Raw genomic sequence first — 21,630 nt, forward strand, 5'->3', positions numbered from 1 at the left:
CGCGGTGCGCGCATTACGCGACACGCCGCGCGCATGCGGCGCGTCACGTCGCCGGTGGGGCATGGGGCCGCCGCCGAACAGGGAAGCAGTTCAATGACGTACATGCAAAGGAGCGAAACATGAGTACCCCCCCGACTGGTGCCAACAACACGCAACAGGTCCAGCAGCAGGCGGACGACCTGACCAAGACGCAGCTCGAACTGACGAAGATCAACTTCCAGGTCCAGCAGTCGACCGCGACGTTCGAAACCAGCAACGCAGTGACCGCGCAGGAAGGGACGGCGAACGCCCAGGTTGCGCAACACCTGAGTTCCGCCGGCCGCGCATGACGCCGGTCGCCGGCCGTGCCGCGCGACGCCGGATGCCGGGGCCGCCCGTGACGGGCGCCCGGCGGGGCGTATGCGCGTGGCGGCCGGCCCGTTCCCGGCGCTGCCGGTCAAGGAGGACACGATCATGTCGGTAACAGGCGTAGGCGCGGCACCACCGGGCGCGGCCGCGCTCGCGGGTGCCGTGCAGCAGGCGGGCACGGCGTCCGATCCGGCGCAGGTGCGCCAGTTCGATGCGTTGATGCAGCCGGGTGCCGCGCCGGCCGCGGCGTCGCCGTCGGCGTCGGGCGTCGCGATGTCGCGTGCGCCGGCCGATGCGGCGCCGGCCGTGCAGATGACGCCCGCGACACCCGCGCAGGCGAACCATTCGTCGCTCGTCGAGCGGTTGCGCACCTACGGCAACGATCTCGACACGCGGTACGCGAACATCGACAAGCATCGCACCGAGATGCTGACGTCGATGGCGGACAACCGCAGCGATCCGCTGATGACGATGGTGAAGGCGATGGATTTCCAGTGGACGGCGACCACCACGATTTCGGAATACCAGTTGAGCCTGTCGGTCGCGCAGGCGGCGAACGGCTTCACGCACACGGTGCTGAAGACCCAGGAGTAGCGAAAGCCGGTGCGTGCGCCTGAACCGGCCGCGCGCCCTGAAGCGGACAAACGATGACGACGATCGATTCGACGCCGCGCCTGCATGCGTGGCGCAGCCGGGCGGCGCGTGCGCTGCTCGCGGGGCTGCTCGCGCTGCTGGCCGGCTGCCAGAAGGAGCTTTACTCCGGCCTGTCGGAGCGCGATGCGAACCAGATGGTTGCCGTGCTCGGCGACGCAGGGATCAGCGCGGCGAAGGACAACGACGCGCGCGACACGTCGGATCGCAACGCGTGGCAGGTGAGCGTCGCGGACGGCGACATGCAGTCGGCGCTCACCGTGCTGCAGGCGAACGGGCTGCCGAAGCCGAGCTACGCGAGCCTCGGCGAGCTGTTCCAGAAGCAGGGGCTCGTGTCGACGCCGGCCGAGGAGCGCGTGCGCTACCTGTACGGCGTGTCGCAGGACCTGTCGCGCACGCTGCAGGACATCGAGGGCGTGGTGGTCGCGCGCGTGCAGGTCGTGATTCCGGAGAACGATCCGCTTGCGGAAAAGATCAAGCCGTCGTCGGCGGCCGTGTACATCCGCTACCGGCCCGGCGTGGACCTGCGCGCGATGGCGCCGATGGTGAAGGATCTCGTCGCGCACAGCATCGAAGGGCTGCAGTACGACAACGTGTCGCTGTTCCTGCAGCCGGCCGCCGCGCGCACGGCGCGCGTGGACGGGATCGGTAGCGCGGTGTCGGACGTCCTGCGGCTGCGCTCGCCGCTCGGCTGGCTCGTGTTCGCGCTGATCCTGCTGACCTGCGCGGTGATCGCGCTGTCGGCCGCGCGGCGCGGGATGTTCGGCGCGCGGCTGGCCGGGCTGGTCGGCGGCGCACCGCGCGGCGGCAACGGTGCAGGCGGCGCGTCCGCGCAGTCGGGCGGCAGCCTGCGCACGCCGGACGGCGCGCGCGACGGCGCATGAACGAGCCGCATGTGCTGCCGCCGGGCGTTGCGCCCGACGCCGTGTCGCTGCCGTGGCTGCAATCTCTCGCGGCGCCGCCCGCTGCGCGGCGCGCGGCGTTTCATGCGCTCGTCTGCGAATTCAACCTGCGGCCCGACCGTTATCTGCACGTGACGCGCGTGCCGGCCGACTGGCCCGCGCGCTACCGCTCGCCCGACGCGTTCGGCCCGGCCGGCCGCAAGCTGCTTGCGCGCCATCTGCTCGATGCGAACGGCGTGGCCGAACATCACGACTTCGACCTCGCGAATCCGTGCGCGCGGCTTGCGCTGCTGCCCGGCGCGGCGCTCGAACAGCTCGCATCGTATGCGGGCTTGCTGCTGCATCGTGGCTGGCTGCGCGATGCGCTGGCCGTGCGCCGCATTCGCGCGGAAGTCGCGGCGAAGCTCGGCGGCGATGCACTGGAGCTCGCGCTCGAGCGCGCGCCGGAATTCGGTGCGCTCGCGGACACGCTCGAACCGTGGCGTGCCGATCCGGCCGCGCTGCCGGTGGTGATCCGTGCGCGCGGCGGGCGGCTGCTCGCGGATTTCATCGGCGTGGCGGGCGATGCGGTCGCGCGGCGCGCGCGGCTGAAATTCAACCGCGCGATCGACGACGAAGCGCCGTACTGGCTGAACCGCGCGCAGCGCGACCAGTTCGGCGAATTGCTGTTCCTGTTTCTGATTCCCGAGAGGCTTGCGTCATGGGACTGGCTTTTCTGATCACGAGCGACAACCTGCAGCTGCTGTCGGAGCGCAAGGTACTCAAGGAGCGTGAATACGCGGCGCTGCTCGACGCGTCCGCGGTGATCGCGACCGCGCGCGACGAGGCCGCGCGCATCGTCGCCGATGCGCAGCGCGAATTCGACAAGCGCCAGGCGGCCGGCTACGACGAAGGGATGCGCCGCGCGCAGCGCGAGCATGCGGCGCAGGCTTATACGCAGGCGCTGGCCGCCGCGCGCACGATGGAGTCGATGAAGGATTCGATGGCCGACATCGTCGTGAAGGCCGTGCGCGCGATCGTCGGCGAGATGGCCACGCAGAAGCTGTACGAGGCCGCGCTCGCGCGGATCGCGCCGCTCGTGCGCGACGAGGCGTTCCTGATCGTGCGGGTCGCGCCGGGCCGCGAGGACGAGATGCGCGACGCGCTCGAGCGCGCGTTCGCCGGCCAGTCGAACCGGCAACGGATCCGCATCGTCGAGGATGCGCAGCTCGAACGCCACGCGTGCACGGTCGAGACGCCGTCCGGGCGCATCGACGCGAGCCTCGACCTGCAGATCGACGCGCTGCGCCAGGCGATCCGCCGCGACGCGCTGAAGGGCTCGCCGCGATGAATGCGCCGCTCGACGATCCGCAACCGAACGGCCGCGAGAGCGACGACGATGCCGCGCCGTTCGATCGCGGCCGCCTCGTCGGCGATCTCGACGCGGGGCTCGCCTTCTTCTCGCCGGTGTCGGTGCAGGGCCGCGTCAATCACGCGGTCGGGCAGATCCTCAACGCGACGGGCATCCGTGCGCGGCTCGGCGAGATCTGCGAGCTGCGCACGCCGAACCAGCCGACGCTGCTCGCCGAAGTGGTCGGCTTCTCGCGGCAGACCACGCTGCTCACGCCGCTCGGCGACGTGGCCGGGCTGTCGCCGGAGACGAGTGTCGTGCCGTCCGGGCGCGAGCACGTGTTTCCGGTCGGCGAAGCGCTGTTCGGCCGCGTGCTCGACGGGCTCGGCCGGCCGCTCGACGATCGCGGGCCGGTGACGGGCGCCGCGTGGGTGTCGACGCAGCAGGACCCGCCGAACCCGCTCGCGCGCAAGCTGATCGACACGCCGTTTCCGACCGGCGTGCGCGTGATCGACGGCCTGATGACGCTCGGCATCGGCCAGCGCGTCGGCATCTTCGCGCCGTCCGGCGTCGGCAAGAGCACGCTGCTCGGGATGATCGCGCGCGGCGCGCAGGCCGACGTGAACGTGATCGCGCTGGTCGGCGAACGCGGCCGCGAAGTGCGCGAGTTCATCGAGCACAGCCTGTCGCCCGAGGTGCGCGCGCGCTCGATCGTCGTCGTGTCGACGTCCGATCGTCCGGCGATGGAGCGCGTGAAATCCGCGCTGGTCGCGACCGCGATCGCCGAGCACTTCCGCGATGCGGGCAAGCGCGTGCTGCTGCTGGTCGATTCGCTCACGCGTTTCGCGCGCGCGCAGCGCGAGGTCGGCCTCGCGAGCGGCGAGCCGCCGACGCGGCGCAGCTTCCCGCCGTCGACGTTCGCCGTGCTGCCGCGCCTGCTCGAACGCGCGGGGCAGGGCGCGATCGGCTCGATCACCGCGCTGTATACGGTGCTGGTCGAAGGCGATGAGGAATCCGATCCGATCGCCGAGGAAGTGCGCTCGATCCTCGACGGTCACATCGTGCTGTCGCGCAAGATCGCGCTCGCGAACCGCTATCCGGCGATCGACGTGCTTGCGAGCCTGTCGCGCGTGATGCCGCTCGTCGCGAGCCGCGCGCATCAGCAAGCGGCCGCACGCGTGCGCGAGCTGATCGCGAAGTACCAGGAAATCGAGCTGCTCGTGCAGATCGGCGAGTACCGCGAAGGCAGCGACCGGCTCGGCGATCTCGCGCTGCGTGCGCGCGATGCGATCGGCGCGTTCTGCGCGCAGGCGTCGCACGAGGACGTGCGTTTCGACGCGCTGCTCGCGAAGCTGACGAAACTCGCGAACGACCATGTCTGAAGCCGACGACCGTCTCGTGCTCGCGACGCTCGCACGCCTGAAGCGCGTGCGCGAGATGCGCAGCCAGATCGCGCGCGTGGCGGCCGCGCGCCAGCAGGGCATCGCCGCGCAGAGCCGGCGCGCGCTCGATGCCGCGCACGCGCAGCTTGCGCAGCAGGTCGCGGCGAAGGCCGCGATCCAGACGCGCCTCGCCGACGACGTGCGCGAGGCGCGCGCGTTGCAGAACGCGGCGGCCGATACGCGCACGTTAGATCGCCATATCGGTGTCGCGCACGCGTCGGTCAGCGAGGCCGCGCACGTGTACCGCGATCACGAGGCCACGCTCGCCGACCTGCAACGCGCCGCGCGCAAGGCGAAGGCCGCCGAGGACAAGCTCGACAAGGCCGGCGAGAAGGCCCTGCACGCGCGCGCGGCGCGGGTCGAGCGCGACGCCGACGAAGTCGCGGATGCGCATGCGGTGCGGCGCTTCGCGACGGCCGGTGTGTGGGCGGGCGACGCGCAGGGGCATGCATCGGGGCAGCGTGACATGGCGGCCGCGTTCGATGCGGAAATGGTGTCGCGACCGGCGGGGGTGGACGCGATGGACACGACGGACACGGCAAACACGGCAAACACGGCAAACACGGCAAACACGGCAAACACGGCAAACACGGCAAACACGGCAAACCCGGGCGCAGCGGCCGGCAACGCCGACCCGGGCGGCGCAACTGTCCCGGCCGCCGCCGTCGACGATCCGGCGCCGCCCGCCGCCGCGGAGCGCCGATGCTAGACCACGCCGCGAACTTCAACGACATCGCCGGCACGCTGCGTCCGCTGCTCTACGTGATGCCGCGCCTGCTGCCGATCATGTTCGTCGTGCCGGTGTTCAACGAGCAGATCGTCACGGGCCTCGTGCGCAACGGCATCGCGGTCGTGATCGCCGCGTTCGTCGCGCCGGTGATCGACCCGGCGCAGGTCGCCGCGCTGCCGTTCCTGATGTGGTGCCTGCTCGTCGCGAAGGAGGCGGTGATCGGCATGCTGCTCGCGGGCGCGTTCAGCGCGGTGCTGTTCGCGATCCAGGGCGTCGGCTACCTGATCGATTTCCAGACCGGCAGCGGCAGCGCCGCGTTCTTCGATCCGATGGGCGGGCACGAGGGCGGCCCGACGTCAGGGTTCCTGAATTTCGTCGCGATCGCGCTGTTCGTCACCGCGGGCGGGCTGCAGGTGCTCGTGCAGCTGTTCGCGCAGTCGTACGCGTGGTGGCCGATCGGCTCGCTCGGCCCCGATTTCTCGTCGATGCTGCAGACCTTCGTCGTGCGGCAGACCGACACGATCTTCGAATGGATGGTGAAGCTGGCCGCGCCGGTGATCATCGTGCTGGTGCTGGTCGAACTCGGCATCGGCCTCGTCGGGCGAGCGGTGCCGCAGCTGAACATCTTCGTGTTCGCGCAACCGCTGAAGAGCGCGCTCGCGGTGCTGATGATGGTGCTGTTCCTGCCGGTGGTATACGCGTCGCTGCACGCGCTGCTGAGCCCCGATAGCGGGTTGATGGCGCTGCTGCGCGCGCTGTTCGCCGCGCACGGCGGCGCGTGACGGCCCCGCCGGAACCGGAGCGACGATGGCCGAAAAGAACCAGCAGCCGACCGCGAAGCGCCTGCGCGAGGCCCGCCAGAAAGGCGACGTGCCGAAGAGCGCGGAAACGATCTCGTCCGCGTTCTTCGTCGGCGTGTGCGTCGCGCTCGCGGTCGGGCTCGGCACGTTGTTCGCGCGGCTGCAGGCGCTGTTCCGGCTCGTGTTCGATGCGGCGGGCGCCAGCGATCCCTCCGCGCGGCTCGCGGTGCTGATCGACGGCGCCGCGCGCGACTGGGCGCTGCTGTCCGCGCAGATCGTCGCGGCCGGGCTGCTGGCCGGCCTGCTCGCGGGCTTCGTGCAGGTGGGCGGCGTGATGGCGTGGAGCCGGCTCGTGCCGCAGCTGTCGCGGCTCAATCCCGCCGAGGGGCTGAAGAACATGGTGTCGATGCGCAACCTCGTGAACCTCGCGAAGATGCTGCTGAAGACCGTGCTGCTGGTCGCGACGCTCGGCTGGCTGATCGTCGAGTCGCTCGACCCGGCGGTGCAGTCCGGCTTCACGCGGCCGATGTCGATTCTCGCGCTGATCGTGAAGCTGCTGATGTTGCTGTTCGGCTGGGCCGCGCTGATCTATATCGTGATGGCGCTGATCGACATCGTGCATCAGCGGCGCGAGTTCAATCAGAAGATGAAGATGTCGATCGAGGAAGTGCGGCGCGAGCACAAGGAAGACGAAGGCGACCCGCACATCGAGGCGAAGCGCCGGCAGCTCGCGCGCGAAGCGCAGTTCTCGTCGCTGCCCGACCGGATCGGCTTCGCGTCGGTGGTCGTCTATTCGTCGAGCGTCGCGGTCGCGCTTTATTACGGCGGCGTCGGCACGCTGCCATGGGTGCTCGCGCGCGGCGAGGGCGAGGCGGCCGAGCGGATCGTACGGCTCGCGCGCGACGCGCTGCGTCCGACGCTTGCGAACGCCGGCCTCGCGCAGGCGCTGTACGAGAGCACGCCTGAAAAGGGCACGATCGAGCAACGGCATTTCCGCGAAGTCGCGCAGTTGCTGAAGTGGGCGACCGGCGCGGCCTGACGCGTTCGAACTGTCGGGGCCGGAACATCGAAAGGCGCGCGGTTCGGCGATGCGTCGTGATGCGGAACCGTTTCCGCTTCACCGGGCCGGTCGCACGCAGTGCTTGACGCGGGTTTTTTTTCCGGGTTCCTCCGAGATTCACCCATGAATTATTGCTGATTTATTTCTTCGTAATATGGCTCGACCGTCAGCCGGACGGCGGGCTGCGAGGTTGCGCCGCCGCTGACGGAACAGGTCAACAGAGGCAGACAAATCAATGTGCGGAATCGACGGCTTTCTGAATAGCGTCGCCTTCGATGAGGAGACAGCGCGCGGCACGCTCGCGCGAATGACGGCGAGCCTCGCGCATCGCGGCCCCGACGGGCAGGGCCTCTGGGTCGACCCGGAAGCCGGTATCGCGCTCGGCCACCGGCGGCTTGCGATCGTCGATCTGTCGGTCCACGGCCGGCAGCCGATGGCATCCGCGTGCGGCCGCTACGTCATGGTCTTCAACGGCGAAATCTATAACCATCGCGAGTTGCGCGCGGAGCTCGGGCGTGCGGGTCGCGCACCGGCGTGGCGCGGCCACTCCGACAGCGAGGTGCTGATCGCGGCGATTGCCGCGTGGGGCGTCGAGGCGGCGCTGCGGCGCGCGACCGGCATGTTCGCGTTCGCGCTGTGGAATCGCGCGTCGCGGGTGCTGACGCTCGCGCGCGACCGGATCGGCGAGAAGCCGCTCTACTACGGCCGGATCGGCGACGCACTGGTGTTCGCGTCGGAGCTGAAGGCGCTGCGCGGCTACCCGGGCTTCGACGGCACGATCGATCGCGACGCGCTGTGCCTGTACCTGCGCCAGTCGAGCGTGCCCGCGCCGCATACGATCTATCGCGGCATCAGCAAGCTGCCGCCCGGCACCTTCATCCAGTTCGAGCATGCGCGCGACACGCCGCGCCCGCGCGCGTACTGGACGCTCGAGCAGGCGATCGAAGCCGGCCGCGAGCAGCCGTTCGAGGGCAGCGCCGACGAGGCCGTCGATCAGCTCGATACGATCCTGCGCCAGGCCGTCGCGCGGCAGATGGAAGCCGACGTACCGCTCGGCGCGTTCCTGTCGGGTGGCATCGATTCGTCGGCGATCGTCGCGCTGATGCAGGCACAGTCGGCGAAGCCGGTCGACACGTTCACGATCGGCTTTCACGAGGCCGGCTACGACGAGGCCGGCTATGCGAAGGCGGTCGCGCGTCACCTCGGCACGCGGCATACCGAGCTCTACGTGACGGCCGACCATGCGCTCGGCGTCGTGCCGAAACTGCCGACGATCTATGACGAGCCGTTCTCCGACGCGTCGCAGATTCCGACCTTCCTCGTGTCGGAGCTGACGCGCCGGCACGTGAAGGTGAGCCTGTCCGGCGACGGCGGCGACGAGCTGTTCGGCGGCTATACGCGCTACTTCCTGACGCCGCGCCTGTGGCGCAAGCTGCATCGCGTGCCGGCGGCGGTGCGCGCGCGGATCGCCGCCGCGCTGCATGCGCTGCGTCCCGATCATGCGGACCAGCTCGCGGCGGTCGCGCAGGGCGCATGGAGCGGCGTGGAAGCGCGCGACTCGGCGACCCGCATCGGCGACCGGCTGCACAAGCTCGGCCACGTGATGACGGCCGAGAGCCGCATCGCGCTGTACCGGCTGCTGATGTCGTCGGTGCATCATCCGGAGCGCATCGCGCTGGCCGGACAGGAACCGCCGACCCCGCTCGATACGGTGTCCGCATGGCCCGCGAACCTGAGCTTCGCCGAGCAGGCGATGGCGATCGACACGCTCACGTACCTGCCGACCGACATCCTCGCGAAGGTCGACCGCGCGGCGATGGCGGTGAGCCTCGAGACGCGCATGCCGTTCCTCGATCATCACGTCGTCGAATTCGCATGGCGCGTGCCCGCGTCGGTGCGTTTGCCGGAAGGGCAGTCGAAGGCGCTGCTGCGCCGGCTGCTGGACCGGTACGTGCCGTCGGCGCTGATCGACCGGCCGAAGCAGGGCTTCTGCGCGCCCGTCGATCACTGGCTGCGCGGCGCGCTGCGCGACTGGGCCGATGCGTTGCTGCAGCCGTCGCGGCTGCGTGACGAGGGCTTTTTCGACGCGGCGGCGGTCGACCGGCTGTGGCGCCAGCACCAGTCGGGCCGGATGAACTGGCAGCATCAGCTGTGGACGGTGCTGATGTTCCAGGCATGGCTGGAGGCGCAGCGCGCTGCGTGAAGCGGGGTGTCGCGCACGCTTGGAGGCACAGCGCGCTGCGTGAAGCGGGATGACGCGGCGCGGTTCGGAAATTCCGGGCACGGCTGGAGGCACAGCGCGCCGCATGAAGCGGGGCGACGCGGCACGCCGCGTCAGCCGATGGACGTCATGCCGGCGTCGCGTCGACGCTCACTGATCGAGACAGCGCACGCACAGCCGCTTCGCCTGGCTCGCCGGCAAGCCGCGGCACATCATCACGACCGGGCGCGCATGGCACGACGGCGCGTCGGCGGAGGCCGCGGGCGACGCGAGCCTGCGCGCGCGTTCGGGCGGCGTGGTCGCGGCCGCGTCCATGCGCCGTTGTCGCGCGGGCGGCGGCGTATCGCTCACCACCGGAATCGGTTCGACGCCGCCTTCGCGCGCATTGCGTTGCGCGCTCGCGACGACGCGGCTCACGTAGCCGCTCGAGAACCCGGTCGTGAAGTTGCCGCTGTAGTAGCACGACAGCGCCGCGCGCAACGCGGCCTGCGCGGGACGGCCGGTGTTCGACGAGCGCGCGAAGCATTCGGTCAGGATCGCGCCGCCCGCCCGCAGGTTGCGGCACGGTTCGAACATCGTCGTGTCGTCGAGGCCGTATTTCGCGAAGTTTCGTTCGTTTACCTGAGCGAGGCCGACACTGTAGCTGAAGCCGCGCGCGGCCAGCTCGCTCGTGGTCGCGCGCGCTTCGTCGAGCGACGCGGGCTGGCGCGTCAGGTGGCCGCCGACCACGCCGATCGCATACGGGTTGAAACCGGATTCGGTGCGCACCAGCGCGGCGAGCGTGTCGGGATCGACGTTCGGCGCGCACGCGCGCGCGAGCTGCGCGAAGCCGGCGGCGCTGCCGGCCGCGTGCGCGCTGCGCGGCTGCAGGCCCGCGCAGGCGAGCGTCAACGCCAGCACGATTAGCACGGCCGGCGCGATCACTGCGCGCAGGTTCGCCACGACGCTGCGCAACGCGCGCGCATTCATCCCGCCCCCGCCACGCGATACGACAGCACGAGCCCGTGCACGAGCAGCGACCAGCCGTCGAGCGCGACGAACAGCAGCAGCTTGAACGGCACCGAGATCGTCGTCGGCGAGATCATCTGCATCCCGAGCGCGAGCAGGATGTTCGCGACCAGCAGGTCGACGACGATGAACACGATGTAGATCACGAAGCCGATCTGGAATGCCTTGGTCAGCTCGGCGAGTGTGAAGCTCGGCACCAGCACGAGCAGGTCGTCGTCCTTGATGCCGTCCGCGCGGTTCTTCGGCCAGACCGAGGTTGCCGTGCGCACGAAGAATTCGCGGTCGCGCTGCCGCGTGTGCGACACCAGGAAATCCTTGACCGGCGGCAGCGCGGCATCGGCGAGCGCGCCGATATCGGCGGTCGACAGCTGCCCCGACGCGTCGAAGTGGCGTGCCTGCAGCGCGTCGCGGATCGACATCCCGACCGGCGCCATGATGAACAGCGACAGGATCAGCGCGATGCCGTTCAGCACGAGGTTCGGCGGCACCTGCTGGATCCCGAGCGCGGAGCGCAGCAGGCCGAGCACGACCACGAGCTTCGTATAGCTCGTCACCATCAGCGCGGCGAACGGCGCGATGCCGAGCGCGGCGATCACCGCGATCAGCGCGACCGGATTCGGCAGGCTGCCCATCGTTCAGCGCTCGCGCGGCGCGGGCTGCGTCAGCGTGACGACGCGTACGCCGAGCTTCTGGCCGACCGCGATCAGGTGGCCGGTGCCGATCAGCATCCCGTTCGCGACGAGATGGATCACGCTCTGGTTGATGCCTTGCTGCAGCTCGATCACCGCGCCCGGCTGCAGTGCGCCGAGTTCGCCGAGCGGGATTGACGTGGGCGGCAATTCGAAACGCAGGTCGACCGCGAGGCCGTCGAGCGAGCGCGGCGCATCGTCGGGCGGCGCATCGTGCGCGCTCGCGGGCGGGGTGTCGGTGCGGGTCGGTTCCAAAGGCATCTCCCTGATTCGTTCGACGGTCAGCCGGTTGCCCGACGGCCGTCCGGTGATCTCCCACGTCGGCGCGGCCGGCACCCGCGCGACGCACAGCAGGTTCTGCTCGTGCGCGCGCCAGCGTTCGATCGCGATGATGTCGCCGCCGACGACGTCGGCCAGCTCGGCCATCGTCAGCTCGGTCCGGCCGATCTCGAATACCAGCGGCACCGGCAGGCCCGCATACGCGGCGCGGGTGTCGGGCCGCGCGGCCGCCGGCGTCGGTGCTGCGAAGAACACCGCTAGCGCGTCCGGCGCATCGAACAGCAGCGCGCCGTGGCAGCGCCAGGCGCCGTCGGCGCGACGCAGCTCGAAGCGCAGCGCGGCCGGCGCGGTGCGCCACGCGGGCACGCTCGCCGGCGGCGGCAGCAATTCCACGCGCTGCCGCGTCGCGGCCTGCAACACGGCCGAGAGCGGCGTGGCGAGGTCGGCGAGCAGCGCCGCGCGGATCACGGTCGGCACGGCCGGGTCGGCCGCGTCGCCGAGCCATGCGCTTTCCGCGACCGGATCGATCCACAGCGTGCCGGCGGCCGGGCCGATGACGAAGCGGTAGGCATGCGCGTCGGCGGCCGGTTCGGCATCGACGCGCCAGCGCACCTCGTACGCGTGTTCGCCGAGCGTGACCGGGACCGCGGCCGTCGCGCCGTACGCGTGCGACAGCCCGCGCGCGGCGGCGGCGGACAGGCGCGGCAGCCAGGGCGACGCGTCGAGCGCGACCGCGGCCGGCGGGGGCGGGATGGCGGGCGCGGCGGCGGCCGGGGTGGCGGCGGCGGGCGGCGCCCGGTTCGCGGCGTCGCCGGCGTCGGCATTCGTCAGGGACAGCGCAGGCACGGCGGGATCAGGGCGGATTCGGCGTTGGTTCGACGGGTTGTTGTGGCCGGCGGCGCAGGGGGCGCGCGGCTGCTGCGTCGATTGTAGGGACGCCGCCGGCCGCGTGCCGCGCCGGAATCCGTAGTCGTGTGCAGCGCGGGGCCGCGCGGGCGGCGGCGAGCTACGAAGCCTTTTGTCGGGGGGGCGTGGCGGGGCGGTGGTGGGTCGGCGCGGTGTCGCGGCGGCGTGGCGTGCGATAGCGCAGCCGCTAATCGACGGCACGCGCGCTTGCATGCGACTGCCGCAAACGCGGCCGCCGCCCGATGGCGGCGGTCGTGTCGCGGCGGGGAAGGCGTGCCCGGCCACGAGACGCTCCGGGTCGCGCGTGCAGCGCCGTGGAGGAGCCTTGCCGGCGCGCCGCACTGCGGCGGCGCGCGGGTGAGCCGCTACGCGTTACGCGTAGTCGGCGGCCAGCGCCTGCTGGGGTGCGGCGCGCAGGATCGGCGCCACATCGTGGCGTTCGACGTGCGTCATGGCCGCGCCGAACAGCACCAGCCGATAGCCGACCGCATAGATCGGGATGATCCGCAGGTTCTTGTCGTGATCGAGCTGCAGCTTCGAACGGATGCGCGAGATATGGGTGTCGAGCGTGCGCGACGACACGCCGAGCTCGCGGCCCCAGACCGCTTCCTGGATCGCTTGCCGCGGCACGATCTTGTTCATGTTGTCGAGCAGGAATTCGACGACATCGAATTCACGCGGCGTGACGTCGACGACTTTGTTGTCGATTTCGATCGTGCGGCGCACGAAGTTGATTTTTATGTTGTCGATGTACAGGTATTTGCAATCCATGTTGGCCCTCGCATGTCCGTAAAGGAGTGTTTGCGGGTCATGTACCGCAACTTCCGGGCCAGGGACGCGCTGACAGGGATCGACGAATGGTCGGAGCGGGGTGGGCGGCGCGCCAGCGTTGAATCTAAAAGAATTTTTAACGTGGGGCGTGTGGTGTGCTTCGGAAGGGTCGGAGCAACATTGAAGGATTGTTACGTAGCATCCGGCGGGAACGTTACGGGCGTTACGGGCGGCGTAACGTTGGGGAATGCGCTGACGGCAGGCGACGCGTTCGCGCGACATGGCGCAAAATCGAGCAAAATCAACCCTACACTGAACCCTACATTTAACCCAACCAATAATCATGAAAAATGCATATAAATCATAGATATAAGTCGCTATAATCGGCCACATCAAACCCTACATTCAACCCGACATCGAACCCTCCCGGCGAAGCATGATAACCGTTGCCACCTTTGAACCGCTGTTTCCCGAGGACCGTGTCCTCGATCCGCTGCTTGATCAGGCCGGCCAACTCGTCGATTCGTCGCAACGGTTGCTCGCGGTGAGGGATACGCCATTGGCACGCGCGCTCGTTCCGCAGTTGCGCGCAATGAATTCGTACTATACGAACAAGATCGAAGGTCAGCACACGACCCCCGCCAAAATCGAGGCGGCGCTTCATCGGGATTATTCGACCGATATCGTCGAGCGCAAGAAGCAGCGCTTCGCGGTCGCGCATATCGCAACGGAAGCCGCACTCGAGGAAGAATGGGGCGGCCTTCCGCTCGCCGCGCTGTTCGAGCCTGCGCGAATTTCCGTCATCCACGAGCGGTTCTTTTCGTGCCTTCCCGCAGATGAGCGAATCACCGACGATGGTCAAATCGTTGTTCCGGGCGAGCTTCGGCGCTCCGATGTGACGGTCGGGCGCCATCTGGCACCGGAGCCCGAGATGATCGAGCCGCTGCTTGAGGCCTGGGCGACGCGTTACGCCCGTATCCGCGCGAGGGAGTATCAAGTGATCGGGATCGCTTGCTCGCATCATCGCCTGGCGTGGGTACATCCGTTCATGGGCGGTAACGGCAGGGTTGCGCGTCTGCATTCGCATCTTGGACTGCGCGCCGCCGATCTCACCCACGGGCTGTGGTCACCGCTTCGCGGATTGGCGCGCGAGCATGAGCAGTATTACGCGAGGCTGAGCGAAGCCGATCAGTCCCGGCGCAATGATCTGGACGGCCGGGGCAATCTGACTCAGGAAGGGCTGGTCAGGTTCGCGCGGTTCTTTCTGGCCTGTTGCGAGGATCAGGTCGGATTCATGGTGCGTATGACGGAATTCGACGGAGTCACCGGACGCATGCTCGATCTATTGCGGTACCTCGAATTCAATCCATGGAGCATCCGTTCGGAAAAGTCCGTCATCAAGGCGGAAGCCGCTGCGCTGGCCATGGAATTCGTCGCACTGCGTCGCGCCGTCACGCGCGCGGAATTCACGCAGATGCTGGGAGTCAGTGACGTGCTGGCACGCCGTATCGTTCGATCGCTGCTCGATTTCGGGCTGCTGACTTCTCCTTCGCACCGCGGTGAGCTTTCCTTCGGGCTGCCGCTCGCGGCACTGCGATTTCTTTTCCCCAGGCTTTGGCCGGAAGTCGAACAGGAGTGACCGGTCCGGCGTGATCGTGTCGCGTGCCGCAGGCGCCAGCGCAATAAAAAGCCGGCCGCACAACGTTCCCGTCACGCGGCCGGCCCGGCGTCTCTTCGTTCTGCCCGTCAAGCCTTCGCCGTATCGCCCGAATCGAACGGCAGCACGTAATGCCGCTTGCCGGTCGCCGCGAAGATCGCGTTGGCGACCGCCGGCCCGACCGGCGCGACACCCGGCTCGCCGACGCCCGTCGGCGCCTCGGCCGACGGCACGATATGTACCTCGACCTTCGGCATCTCCGCCATCCGCAGCACGTGATAGCCGTCGAAGTTGCGCTGCTCGACATGGCCGTCCTTCAGCGTGATCGCGCTGTGCAGCGCCGCGCCGAGCCCGAAGCCGATGCCGCCTTCCATCTGCGCGGCGACGATGTCGGGATTGATCGCGATCCCGCAGTCGACCGCGCACACCACGCGCTCGACCTTCACCTTGCCGTCGGCGTCGACCGACACTTCCGCGACCTGCGCGACGTAGCTCTTGAACGCCTCGGCCACCGCGATCCCGCGCCCGCGGCCCTTCGGCAGCGGTTTCGCCGGATCCCAGCCGGCCTTCTGCGCGGCCAGTTCGAGCACCGCGCGCATCCGCGGCTCCTTCGCGAGCAGGTCGCGGCGGAACAGGTACGGATCCTTGCCCGCCGCGTGCGCGGCTTCGTCGATGAACGCCTCGACCGCGTAGGCCGTGTGCGAGCTGCCGACCACGCGCCACCACAGCACGGGCAGGCCGACCTTGGTGGTGGTCAGTTCGACCGACACGTTCGGCACTGCGTACGGCAGGTTCGCCGCACCCTCGACCGACGTCGCGTCGATTCCGTCCTTGACCATGAACGCCTCGAACGGCGTGCCGGCGAGGATCGACTGGCCGACGATCCGGTGGCGCCAGCCGACCAGCCGGCCGTCCGCGGTCAGCCCCGCGTCGAGCTTGTGGAAGTACATCGGGCGATAGAAGCCGCCCTGGATGTCGTCCTCGCGCGTCCACTGCAGCTTGACCGGCTTGCCGTCCGCGCCGAGCGCCTTCGCGATCGACACGGCCTCGACCACGTAGTCCGACCATGCGTTCGCGCGCCGGCCGAAGCTGCCGCCCGCGTACAGCGTGTGGATCTGCACCTGCTCGGGCTTCAGGCCCGCGACCCTGGCGGCGTTGCCCTGGTCGACCGTCTGGAACTGGTCGCCGGCCCAGATCTCGCAGCTGTTCGCGCTCAGCTTGACGACCGCGTCGAGCGGCTCCATCGGCGCGTGCGCGAGATACGGAAATTCGTAGGTCGCGCTGACCTTGCGCGCGGCGCCCGCGATCGCCGCGTCGGCATCGCCGTCCTTGCGGGCCGACGCGCCGGGCTTCGCGGCGAGCTGCCGGTACTCGCGCATGAGCTGGTCCGAGCTGCGCTTTTCGGCGTTGGTTTCGTCCCAGTCGACCTTCAGCGCGTCGCGGCCCTGCTTCGCGGCCCAGAAACCGTTCGCGACGACCGCGACGCCGCCCGGCACCTGCACGACCGACACCACGCCCGGCACGGCCTTCGCGGCCGTCGCGTCGAACGACTTGACCGTCGCGCCGAAGCGCGGCGGGCGCTGCAGCAGCGCGACGCGCATGCCGGGGAAGGTCGTGTCGAGCGTGAAATGCGCGGTGCCGTTCGACTTGGCCGACCCGTCGACGCGCGCAATGCGATGGCCGATCAGCTTGAAATCGGCCGGCTGCTTCAGCGTGACCTTGTCGGGCACCGGCAGTTTCGACGCGTCGGCGACGAGCGTGCCGTAGGCGGCCGTCTTGCCGCTCTTCGCATGCGTGACGACGCCGTTGGCGGTGGTCAGTTCGCCGGCCGGCACCTTCCAGCGCGCCGCGGCGGCCGACACGAGCATCGCGCGGGCCTTGCCGCCCGCTTCGCGCAATTGCTGCCACGAGTTCGCCATGGCCGAGCTGCCGCCCGTGCCCTGCATCGTGCCGAACGCGAGGTTCGCATAGCGCTTCGCATCGGCCGGTGCGCTTTCGACGCGCACGCTCGACCAGTCCGCGTCGAGTTCCTCGGCGACGATCGTCGCGATGCCCGTGTACGCGCCCTGGCCCATTTCGACGTGCTTCGCGATGACCGTGACCGTGCCGTCGGGCGTGATGCGCAGGAAGGCGTTCGGCGCGAAGTCGGCGGCGGGCGCCGTCGCGGCGAGCGCGCGGCGGCCGAGGCCGGCCCATTCGAAGCCGATCGTCAGGCTGACGGCGGCCGCGGCACCGGCGGCCTTCAGGAACGTGCGGCGCGACGGTCGCACCGAGCCGGCGTTGTCGAGTTCGATCGTCATGGTCAGGCTCCCAGCGTCGCGGCCGCGTCGTGGATCGCGGCCCGGATCCGGGCGTAGGTCGCACAGCGGCAGATGTTGCCGTTCATCGCGGCGTCGATGTCCGCGTCGGTCGGCTTCGGGTTCTGTTCGAGCAGGGCGGTTGCCGACATGATCTGGCCGGACTGGCAATAGCCGCACTGCGGCACCTGCAGCTTCACCCAGGCGGCCTGCACGGCCTGCGCGGGTTTGCTCTCGAGGCCTTCGATCGTCGTGATGTGCTTGCCCGCGATGCCGGCGAGCGGCAGCACGCACGAGCGCACGGCCTGGCCTTCGAGATGGACGGTGCACGCGCCGCACTGCGCCATGCCGCAGCCGAACTTCGTGCCGGTCAGCCCCGCGTGCTCGCGGATTGCCCAGAGGACGGGCATCGACGGATCGGCGTCGAGCGTGACACTCTTGCCGTTCAGGACAAACGTGGTGGGCATTTTTTGTCTCCGTGGGGAAAACCCGGCATGCGCCGGATCAGGTGGCAGTGTGCGCGAACGGCCGATTTTTACGTCTACCCAATCCTGCAAATTTATTGAACAATCCTGCAAATCCCCGGCGCGGCGGCGAGCGATTCGCTATGCTCCCGCGATTCAGGGAAATCAAGCGAGGAATCCGTCATGGACATGACCGATATCGCGGCGTCGCGCGAATCCGGGCGGCGCGAACTGGCGTCGCTGATCGGCCGTTTCGCGCCGACGGACGGCTCCCACTCGACGGCCGTGCCGGCACTGATGCTGCATCGGCATGCGCATCCGGTCGATCTCGGCTGCGGCGTGTCGCGTGCCGCGCTCGTGATCGCCGCGCAGGGCGCGAAGCGCGTGATCGTGGCCGGCCAGGCCTACGAATACGACACGCGCAATTGCCTGATTACGTCGATCGACTTGCCGATCCTCTCGCGCGTCACGCAGGCGTCGCCCGACGCGCCTTACCTGTGCCTGTCGCTCACGCTCGATCTGCAGCGCATCGTCGAACTCGCGGCCGAGATGCGGCTGCCCGAGCCCGATGCGGGCCCGGAAGGCGAGGGCATCGCGCTCGCCGAGTTGACGCCGTCGCTGCTCGATGCCGCGCTGCGGCTGTTGCGGCTGCTCGATACGCCGGCCGACATTCCGGTGATCGCGCCGCTGATCGAAAAGGAACTGCTGTACCGGCTGATGATGAGCGGGCAGGGCACGCGGCTGCGGCACATGGCCGTCGCGAGCAGCCAGACGCACCGGATCGCGCGTGCGATCGAATGGATCCGCGATCACTACGCGGAGCCGATGCGCGTCGACACGCTCGCACAGGCGGTCAACATGAGCGTGTCGTCGCTGCACCATCACTTCAAGCACGTGACCACGCTGAGTCCGCTGCAGTACCAGAAGCAGCTGCGGCTGCACGAGGCGCGGCGTTTGCTGTTGCGGCAGGGCGGCGACGTCGGGTCGGTGGCGGCGACCGTCGGCTATGAAAGCGCGTCGCAGTTCAGCCGCGAATACAGCCGGCTGTTCGGCGCGCCGCCGATGCGCGATGTCGTGCATCTGCGCAAGAAGGAACTGCTCGGCACCTGACGGGAGTGCCGGTCGTGTCGACCGCATCGGGCCCGGCTTCGTCGCGCGATGCGCGGCTCGCCGGAACGGGATGACACGCAATCGATGTGCCATGGCCGCCGCACGCAGGCGCAACGGGACAGCGGAGCGTGCCGCCACGCCGCGCACGAACTTCTGTTTCAAGCATGCATCCCGGAAACGGGCGAACCGATACGGAAAATGCCGGCAGGATGCGAACCGACGGGCCGAAACGCGCAATAACGCCGCTCCGCCCCGCACATTCTGCAGGGATCGCGCATTTCACGACCATGTTTCGCGCGATGAGATTCGCAGCCGAAATCGATTCGAAAATGTTTCTCGCGCGCAGCGCGCGTTCTCATCCCAGCCGTTGGAGCACGATGGTTGCCGGTACTGGATGTCGGTGAATTGAAGGAAAACAGTAAAAATCGATAAAGTGTGTTCAAGGCCGCATGGCGCACCTGCCGTCGTTTTTTTCCGATATGCGGCGTGAAAGCCATGTCGGCTCGCGTCGTATTTACCGGTTTTTGCCGCGCGTTCGCATCGCCGGCCGATGCTCGATATCGTCGGTATTTTCACGGATGAATCAAATGCGTTTCGCGGCGGCGGGTGCGCACGTCCGGAACGATAGCGATGTCGGCCGCGCGGGTCCCGCAGAACCGGTTGTCGCGCGCTTCGATTCACGATTTTTTCGCGTACGGGAAGGCTGCCGAACGGGCTGCGGCAGGCGGTTTGCCGGGGCCGAAATGTACATCGGCCGGGATATGCGACGGTGCAGTTCTCAAGTATGAAACATCCGTTCGACACCCCCTTGCGCGAGGCTCCGCGGGCCGCGTTCGTCCGCCTTTTCCGGCATTGCTTCGCGCCATTCGATGATCGGCGCGTGCTGCCGACCGTTATCGCGATACATTCCTGAAACAAAAAATTCGATTCCCGGCGATATTGCGGGCGCCGCGAACGATACGCGACGCGCAACCATCGGTGGAATCACGCATGGCATGCCGTTTGCGATATTGGACGCACCGGCGAGCGGTCGACCTGATGCAACAAAGATGGGGGGCGGCCCGTTCGTCAATAAGCAGTCGGGGAAATAGCGATGAAGACCAGAAGCAACAACTTGATGCGCGCATTCCTTGCGCACCCGTGGGGTAGTCGGACAGCTCGGAACAGGACTCGCGATGCAGTGCCAGCTTCGCGGGTTCGTTGCCGGTTTCCCGGTATCCGCGCGTTGCGCGTGCTGGACCGCCTGTCGTTTCTCACTACAACCGGCCGACAGCCGTGCTCCCCTTCATTCAGCTCGTCCGGATGGGCCATGCTGTCCGTGCCGGACAGCTCGACGCCGAATCGTTTCCGCTCGTGCCGAGCCGTATCCGCTGCGCCGGGCCGATGCCTGCGCTGGCTGGACTAGCTCGCATACCCGTCGGCCGGATTGCCCGGAAGATCTTTGATCGGTAGCCCAGGGAGAAGCGATGCCGCCTGACTGTAATGCAGGCCCGTTATCGCCGCGATAACGCGCATGTTTTCGATGGCACTGCATTCACGGTAGATAACTGTACTCACGCATTTTCGATCGCTGAAGCGGATGCCATGTGCCGGTATGCCGTGTAAGCAAATTTCGAAAACGACTGATCCCGAATGGCGAATGCCTGTTTCCGGGTGCGTGCGTCGATTCGTTTTTCCGATTGATAAATGATCGATAACTCATATCGAGAATAAATATAAAAATTTCGGAAAACTAAAAAAATACGAAACCAGGATTCGGATCGCCGAAAAATTGTGCGGCCATCGGATTCGAGATGAATCAATTCTTTGTAATTAGATAGTGATCCTTATGTTATGGGGATTGCTCAGGGCTGGAAAGTTGAAGGCGTGCAGCTTTCCTCGCTTGTTCCGTCCACGCCGTTATGGAGTCGACCATGAAGAAGCTTCTGATTGCAGCCGCAGTTCTGGCGGTTTCGGGTGCAGCGTTCGCCGGCAGCGGCACGGTATCGACCAGCAATTCGTCGAGCGGCGGCTCGACGATTGCCGGGGTTGCCGGATTCGGCCATTTCACCGCGACCGATTCGGGTGCCGCACTCGGCGCAGCCGGTGCCACGGCTGGCGGCGGCAGCAGCGGTTCGATCTCGTACACGAGCCACGTCCAAACGTCGACGGTGGGCGGCTTCGGCTTCGGCGGCGCACAAGCGGGCGGCAACAGCGGTGCGAATGCCGGCTCGATCGGCTGGACGTATCACCACTGAGCCGCGGCGCGCAGCGTTCGTCATTGGCTGGTGGCACGGACGCCGGGTTTCGTTTCGCGAGGGCGAGCCCGGCGACTTCGCCATCAAACTTTCTCACGGCAAGGAATTGCTATGAAAGCCAAAGTCATTTTAGCGACAGCGCTCACCGTCCTTTCGTCGGCCGTATTGGCCGCCGGTCCGTCCACGACCAACCAGACGCAATCCGTTGCAGCGGGTGTGTCCGGTTCGGTGCTGGTCGGCTCAGGCAGCTATACGAGCAATTCGAATTCGGTCGCGGGCGCAAGCGCAGGAAGTACCGTGACACCCGCTGGTTCCACCGGCACGGCATCGGCCTTCCACAACTCGACTTCGACGGCCAGCGGCTGGGGCTCGAACGGGGGCGCGTTCGCGGCAGGCGGCGGTATCGGTGCCGCAGGTTCGTACGGTGGAAACAGCAGCACGAACGAGAACGCGAATGCGCTGTCGGGAGGGGTGACCGCCACGATCGTCCTCGGCGCGAACCACTACACGGCCAGCGGCGGGAACGATCAGGGTATCGCCAACGCGGGTGCTGCCGGGTTGACGGGCAGCGGCGGGTCGGGCGCGATCGCGGGTTCGAATCACTACAACGCGTCGACCGTGTGGAGTACCGGTCCGGCCGGTTCGCCGTCTGCATCGGGCGGAAGCCAGGGGAGTTCGAGCGCGACCGGGAGCAGTCACTAGTCGGGTGCGGGGGACCAGTTTCCCAG

At 68.2% G+C, this 21,630-nt stretch carries 22 protein-coding genes; 14 read left to right on the plus strand and 8 right to left on the minus strand.

The window, feature by feature from the left end:
- The first annotated feature begins 119 nt into the window (after window positions 1-119).
- The 10 genes from U5A56_RS11715 (at window position 120) to asnB (ending at window position 9,466) form a co-directional block, all read left to right on the plus strand.
- Window positions 120-329: a hypothetical protein gene (locus U5A56_RS11715; RefSeq protein WP_044847609.1), complete on the plus strand. Its 210-nt coding sequence runs from the start codon at window positions 120-122 to the stop codon at window positions 327-329.
- Window positions 330-453: 124 nt separating this feature from the next.
- Window positions 454-942, plus strand: coding sequence for a hypothetical protein (locus U5A56_RS11720; RefSeq protein ID WP_124485407.1), 489 nt, complete (start codon window positions 454-456; stop codon window positions 940-942).
- A 53-nt stretch (window positions 943-995) separates the two neighbouring features.
- Window positions 996-1,883 carry a type III secretion system inner membrane ring lipoprotein SctJ gene (gene sctJ / locus U5A56_RS11725; RefSeq protein WP_321922432.1) on the plus strand — a complete coding sequence of 296 codons (888 nt, stop codon included), beginning with the start codon at window positions 996-998 and terminating at the stop codon, window positions 1,881-1,883.
- Window positions 1,880-2,620: a SctK family type III secretion system sorting platform protein gene (locus U5A56_RS11730; RefSeq protein ID WP_044847611.1), complete on the plus strand. Its 741-nt coding sequence runs from the start codon at window positions 1,880-1,882 to the stop codon at window positions 2,618-2,620. The genes sctJ and U5A56_RS11730 overlap by 4 nt, the downstream gene beginning before the upstream one ends.
- Window positions 2,602-3,231 (plus strand): type III secretion system stator protein SctL, encoded by a 630-nt coding sequence (gene sctL / locus U5A56_RS11735; protein ID WP_321798919.1) that lies wholly within the window; start codon window positions 2,602-2,604, stop codon window positions 3,229-3,231. The genes U5A56_RS11730 and sctL overlap by 19 nt, the downstream gene beginning before the upstream one ends.
- Window positions 3,228-4,613 (plus strand): type III secretion system ATPase SctN, encoded by a 1,386-nt coding sequence (gene sctN / locus U5A56_RS11740; protein ID WP_321922434.1) that lies wholly within the window; start codon window positions 3,228-3,230, stop codon window positions 4,611-4,613. The genes sctL and sctN overlap by 4 nt, the downstream gene beginning before the upstream one ends.
- Window positions 4,606-5,382: a hypothetical protein gene (locus U5A56_RS11745; protein WP_321922436.1), complete on the plus strand. Its 777-nt coding sequence runs from the start codon at window positions 4,606-4,608 to the stop codon at window positions 5,380-5,382. Before sctN ends, U5A56_RS11745 begins: the two co-directional genes overlap by 8 nt.
- Window positions 5,376-6,185 (plus strand): type III secretion system export apparatus subunit SctT, encoded by an 810-nt coding sequence (gene sctT, locus U5A56_RS11750; RefSeq protein WP_124667327.1) that lies wholly within the window; start codon window positions 5,376-5,378, stop codon window positions 6,183-6,185. Before U5A56_RS11745 ends, sctT begins: the two co-directional genes overlap by 7 nt.
- A gap of 25 nt (window positions 6,186-6,210) precedes the next feature.
- Complete coding sequence (locus U5A56_RS11755; RefSeq protein ID WP_321922438.1) at window positions 6,211-7,242, plus strand: EscU/YscU/HrcU family type III secretion system export apparatus switch protein; 1,032 nt, start codon at window positions 6,211-6,213, stop codon at window positions 7,240-7,242.
- A gap of 256 nt (window positions 7,243-7,498) precedes the next feature.
- Window positions 7,499-9,466, plus strand: coding sequence for an asparagine synthase (glutamine-hydrolyzing) (gene asnB, locus U5A56_RS11760; protein WP_321812012.1), 1,968 nt, complete (start codon window positions 7,499-7,501; stop codon window positions 9,464-9,466).
- A gap of 168 nt (window positions 9,467-9,634) precedes the next feature.
- On the opposite strand, the gene U5A56_RS11765 is transcribed toward asnB, so the two are convergent.
- The 4 genes from U5A56_RS11765 to U5A56_RS11780 all read right to left on the minus strand — a co-directional run bounded on the left by U5A56_RS11765 (window position 9,635) and on the right by U5A56_RS11780 (window position 13,137).
- The gene (locus U5A56_RS11765; protein ID WP_321922440.1) at window positions 9,635-10,453 is read right to left on the minus strand and encodes a lytic transglycosylase domain-containing protein; all 819 of its coding nucleotides are present in this window, start codon (window positions 10,451-10,453) and stop codon (window positions 9,635-9,637) included.
- Window positions 10,450-11,124 (minus strand): type III secretion system export apparatus subunit SctR, encoded by a 675-nt coding sequence (gene sctR, locus U5A56_RS11770; protein WP_044847619.1) that lies wholly within the window; start codon window positions 11,122-11,124, stop codon window positions 10,450-10,452. The genes U5A56_RS11765 and sctR overlap by 4 nt, the downstream gene beginning before the upstream one ends.
- 3 nt (window positions 11,125-11,127) lie before the next feature.
- Window positions 11,128-12,306, minus strand: a complete 1,179-nt coding sequence (gene sctQ, locus U5A56_RS11775; RefSeq protein WP_321922442.1) for a type III secretion system cytoplasmic ring protein SctQ — start codon at window positions 12,304-12,306, stop codon at window positions 11,128-11,130.
- Between the two features lie 432 nt (window positions 12,307-12,738).
- A complete protein-coding gene (locus U5A56_RS11780) occupies window positions 12,739-13,137 on the minus strand; it encodes a winged helix-turn-helix domain-containing protein (RefSeq protein WP_044846633.1) in 399 nt (132 codons plus the stop codon).
- Window positions 13,138-13,573: 436 nt separating this feature from the next.
- On the opposite strand from U5A56_RS11780, the gene U5A56_RS11785 reads away from it, so the two are divergent.
- Window positions 13,574-14,776: a Fic family protein gene (locus U5A56_RS11785; RefSeq protein ID WP_321922444.1), complete on the plus strand. Its 1,203-nt coding sequence runs from the start codon at window positions 13,574-13,576 to the stop codon at window positions 14,774-14,776.
- 107 nt (window positions 14,777-14,883) lie between these two features.
- On the opposite strand, the gene U5A56_RS11790 is transcribed toward U5A56_RS11785, so the two are convergent.
- Both U5A56_RS11790 and U5A56_RS11795 read right to left on the minus strand, forming a co-directional pair.
- On the minus strand, window positions 14,884-17,094 hold the full coding sequence (locus tag U5A56_RS11790; RefSeq protein WP_321922445.1) for a xanthine dehydrogenase family protein molybdopterin-binding subunit: 2,211 nt from the start codon (window positions 17,092-17,094) through the stop codon (window positions 14,884-14,886).
- Between the two features lie 2 nt (window positions 17,095-17,096).
- Window positions 17,097-17,558 carry a (2Fe-2S)-binding protein gene (locus U5A56_RS11795; RefSeq protein WP_044846636.1) on the minus strand — a complete coding sequence of 154 codons (462 nt, stop codon included), beginning with the start codon at window positions 17,556-17,558 and terminating at the stop codon, window positions 17,097-17,099.
- A 180-nt stretch (window positions 17,559-17,738) separates the two neighbouring features.
- On the opposite strand from U5A56_RS11795, the gene U5A56_RS11800 reads away from it, so the two are divergent.
- Entirely contained in the window at window positions 17,739-18,665 is a 927-nt protein-coding gene (locus U5A56_RS11800) for an AraC family transcriptional regulator (RefSeq protein WP_321922447.1), read from the plus strand.
- Between the two features lie 158 nt (window positions 18,666-18,823).
- Here U5A56_RS11800 and U5A56_RS11805 read toward each other — a convergent pair whose 3' ends face one another.
- Together U5A56_RS11805 and U5A56_RS11810 are read right to left on the minus strand one after the other, a co-directional pair.
- Entirely contained in the window at window positions 18,824-19,162 is a 339-nt protein-coding gene (locus U5A56_RS11805; RefSeq protein ID WP_321922449.1) for a hypothetical protein, read from the minus strand.
- A 281-nt stretch (window positions 19,163-19,443) separates the two neighbouring features.
- Window positions 19,444-19,803 (minus strand): hypothetical protein, encoded by a 360-nt coding sequence (locus tag U5A56_RS11810; protein WP_321819794.1) that lies wholly within the window; start codon window positions 19,801-19,803, stop codon window positions 19,444-19,446.
- Window positions 19,804-20,578: 775 nt separating this feature from the next.
- On the opposite strand from U5A56_RS11810, the gene U5A56_RS11815 reads away from it, so the two are divergent.
- Entirely contained in the window at window positions 20,579-20,902 is a 324-nt protein-coding gene (locus U5A56_RS11815) for a hypothetical protein (RefSeq protein ID WP_044846715.1), read from the plus strand.
- 111 nt (window positions 20,903-21,013) lie between these two features.
- A complete protein-coding gene (locus tag U5A56_RS11820; RefSeq protein ID WP_124485385.1) occupies window positions 21,014-21,604 on the plus strand; it encodes a hypothetical protein in 591 nt (196 codons plus the stop codon).
- Window positions 21,605-21,630 lie beyond the last annotated feature (26 nt).

This window comes from Burkholderia sp. BCC1998 (assembly GCF_905339875.1).
Lineage (GTDB): Bacteria > Pseudomonadota > Gammaproteobacteria > Burkholderiales > Burkholderiaceae > Burkholderia.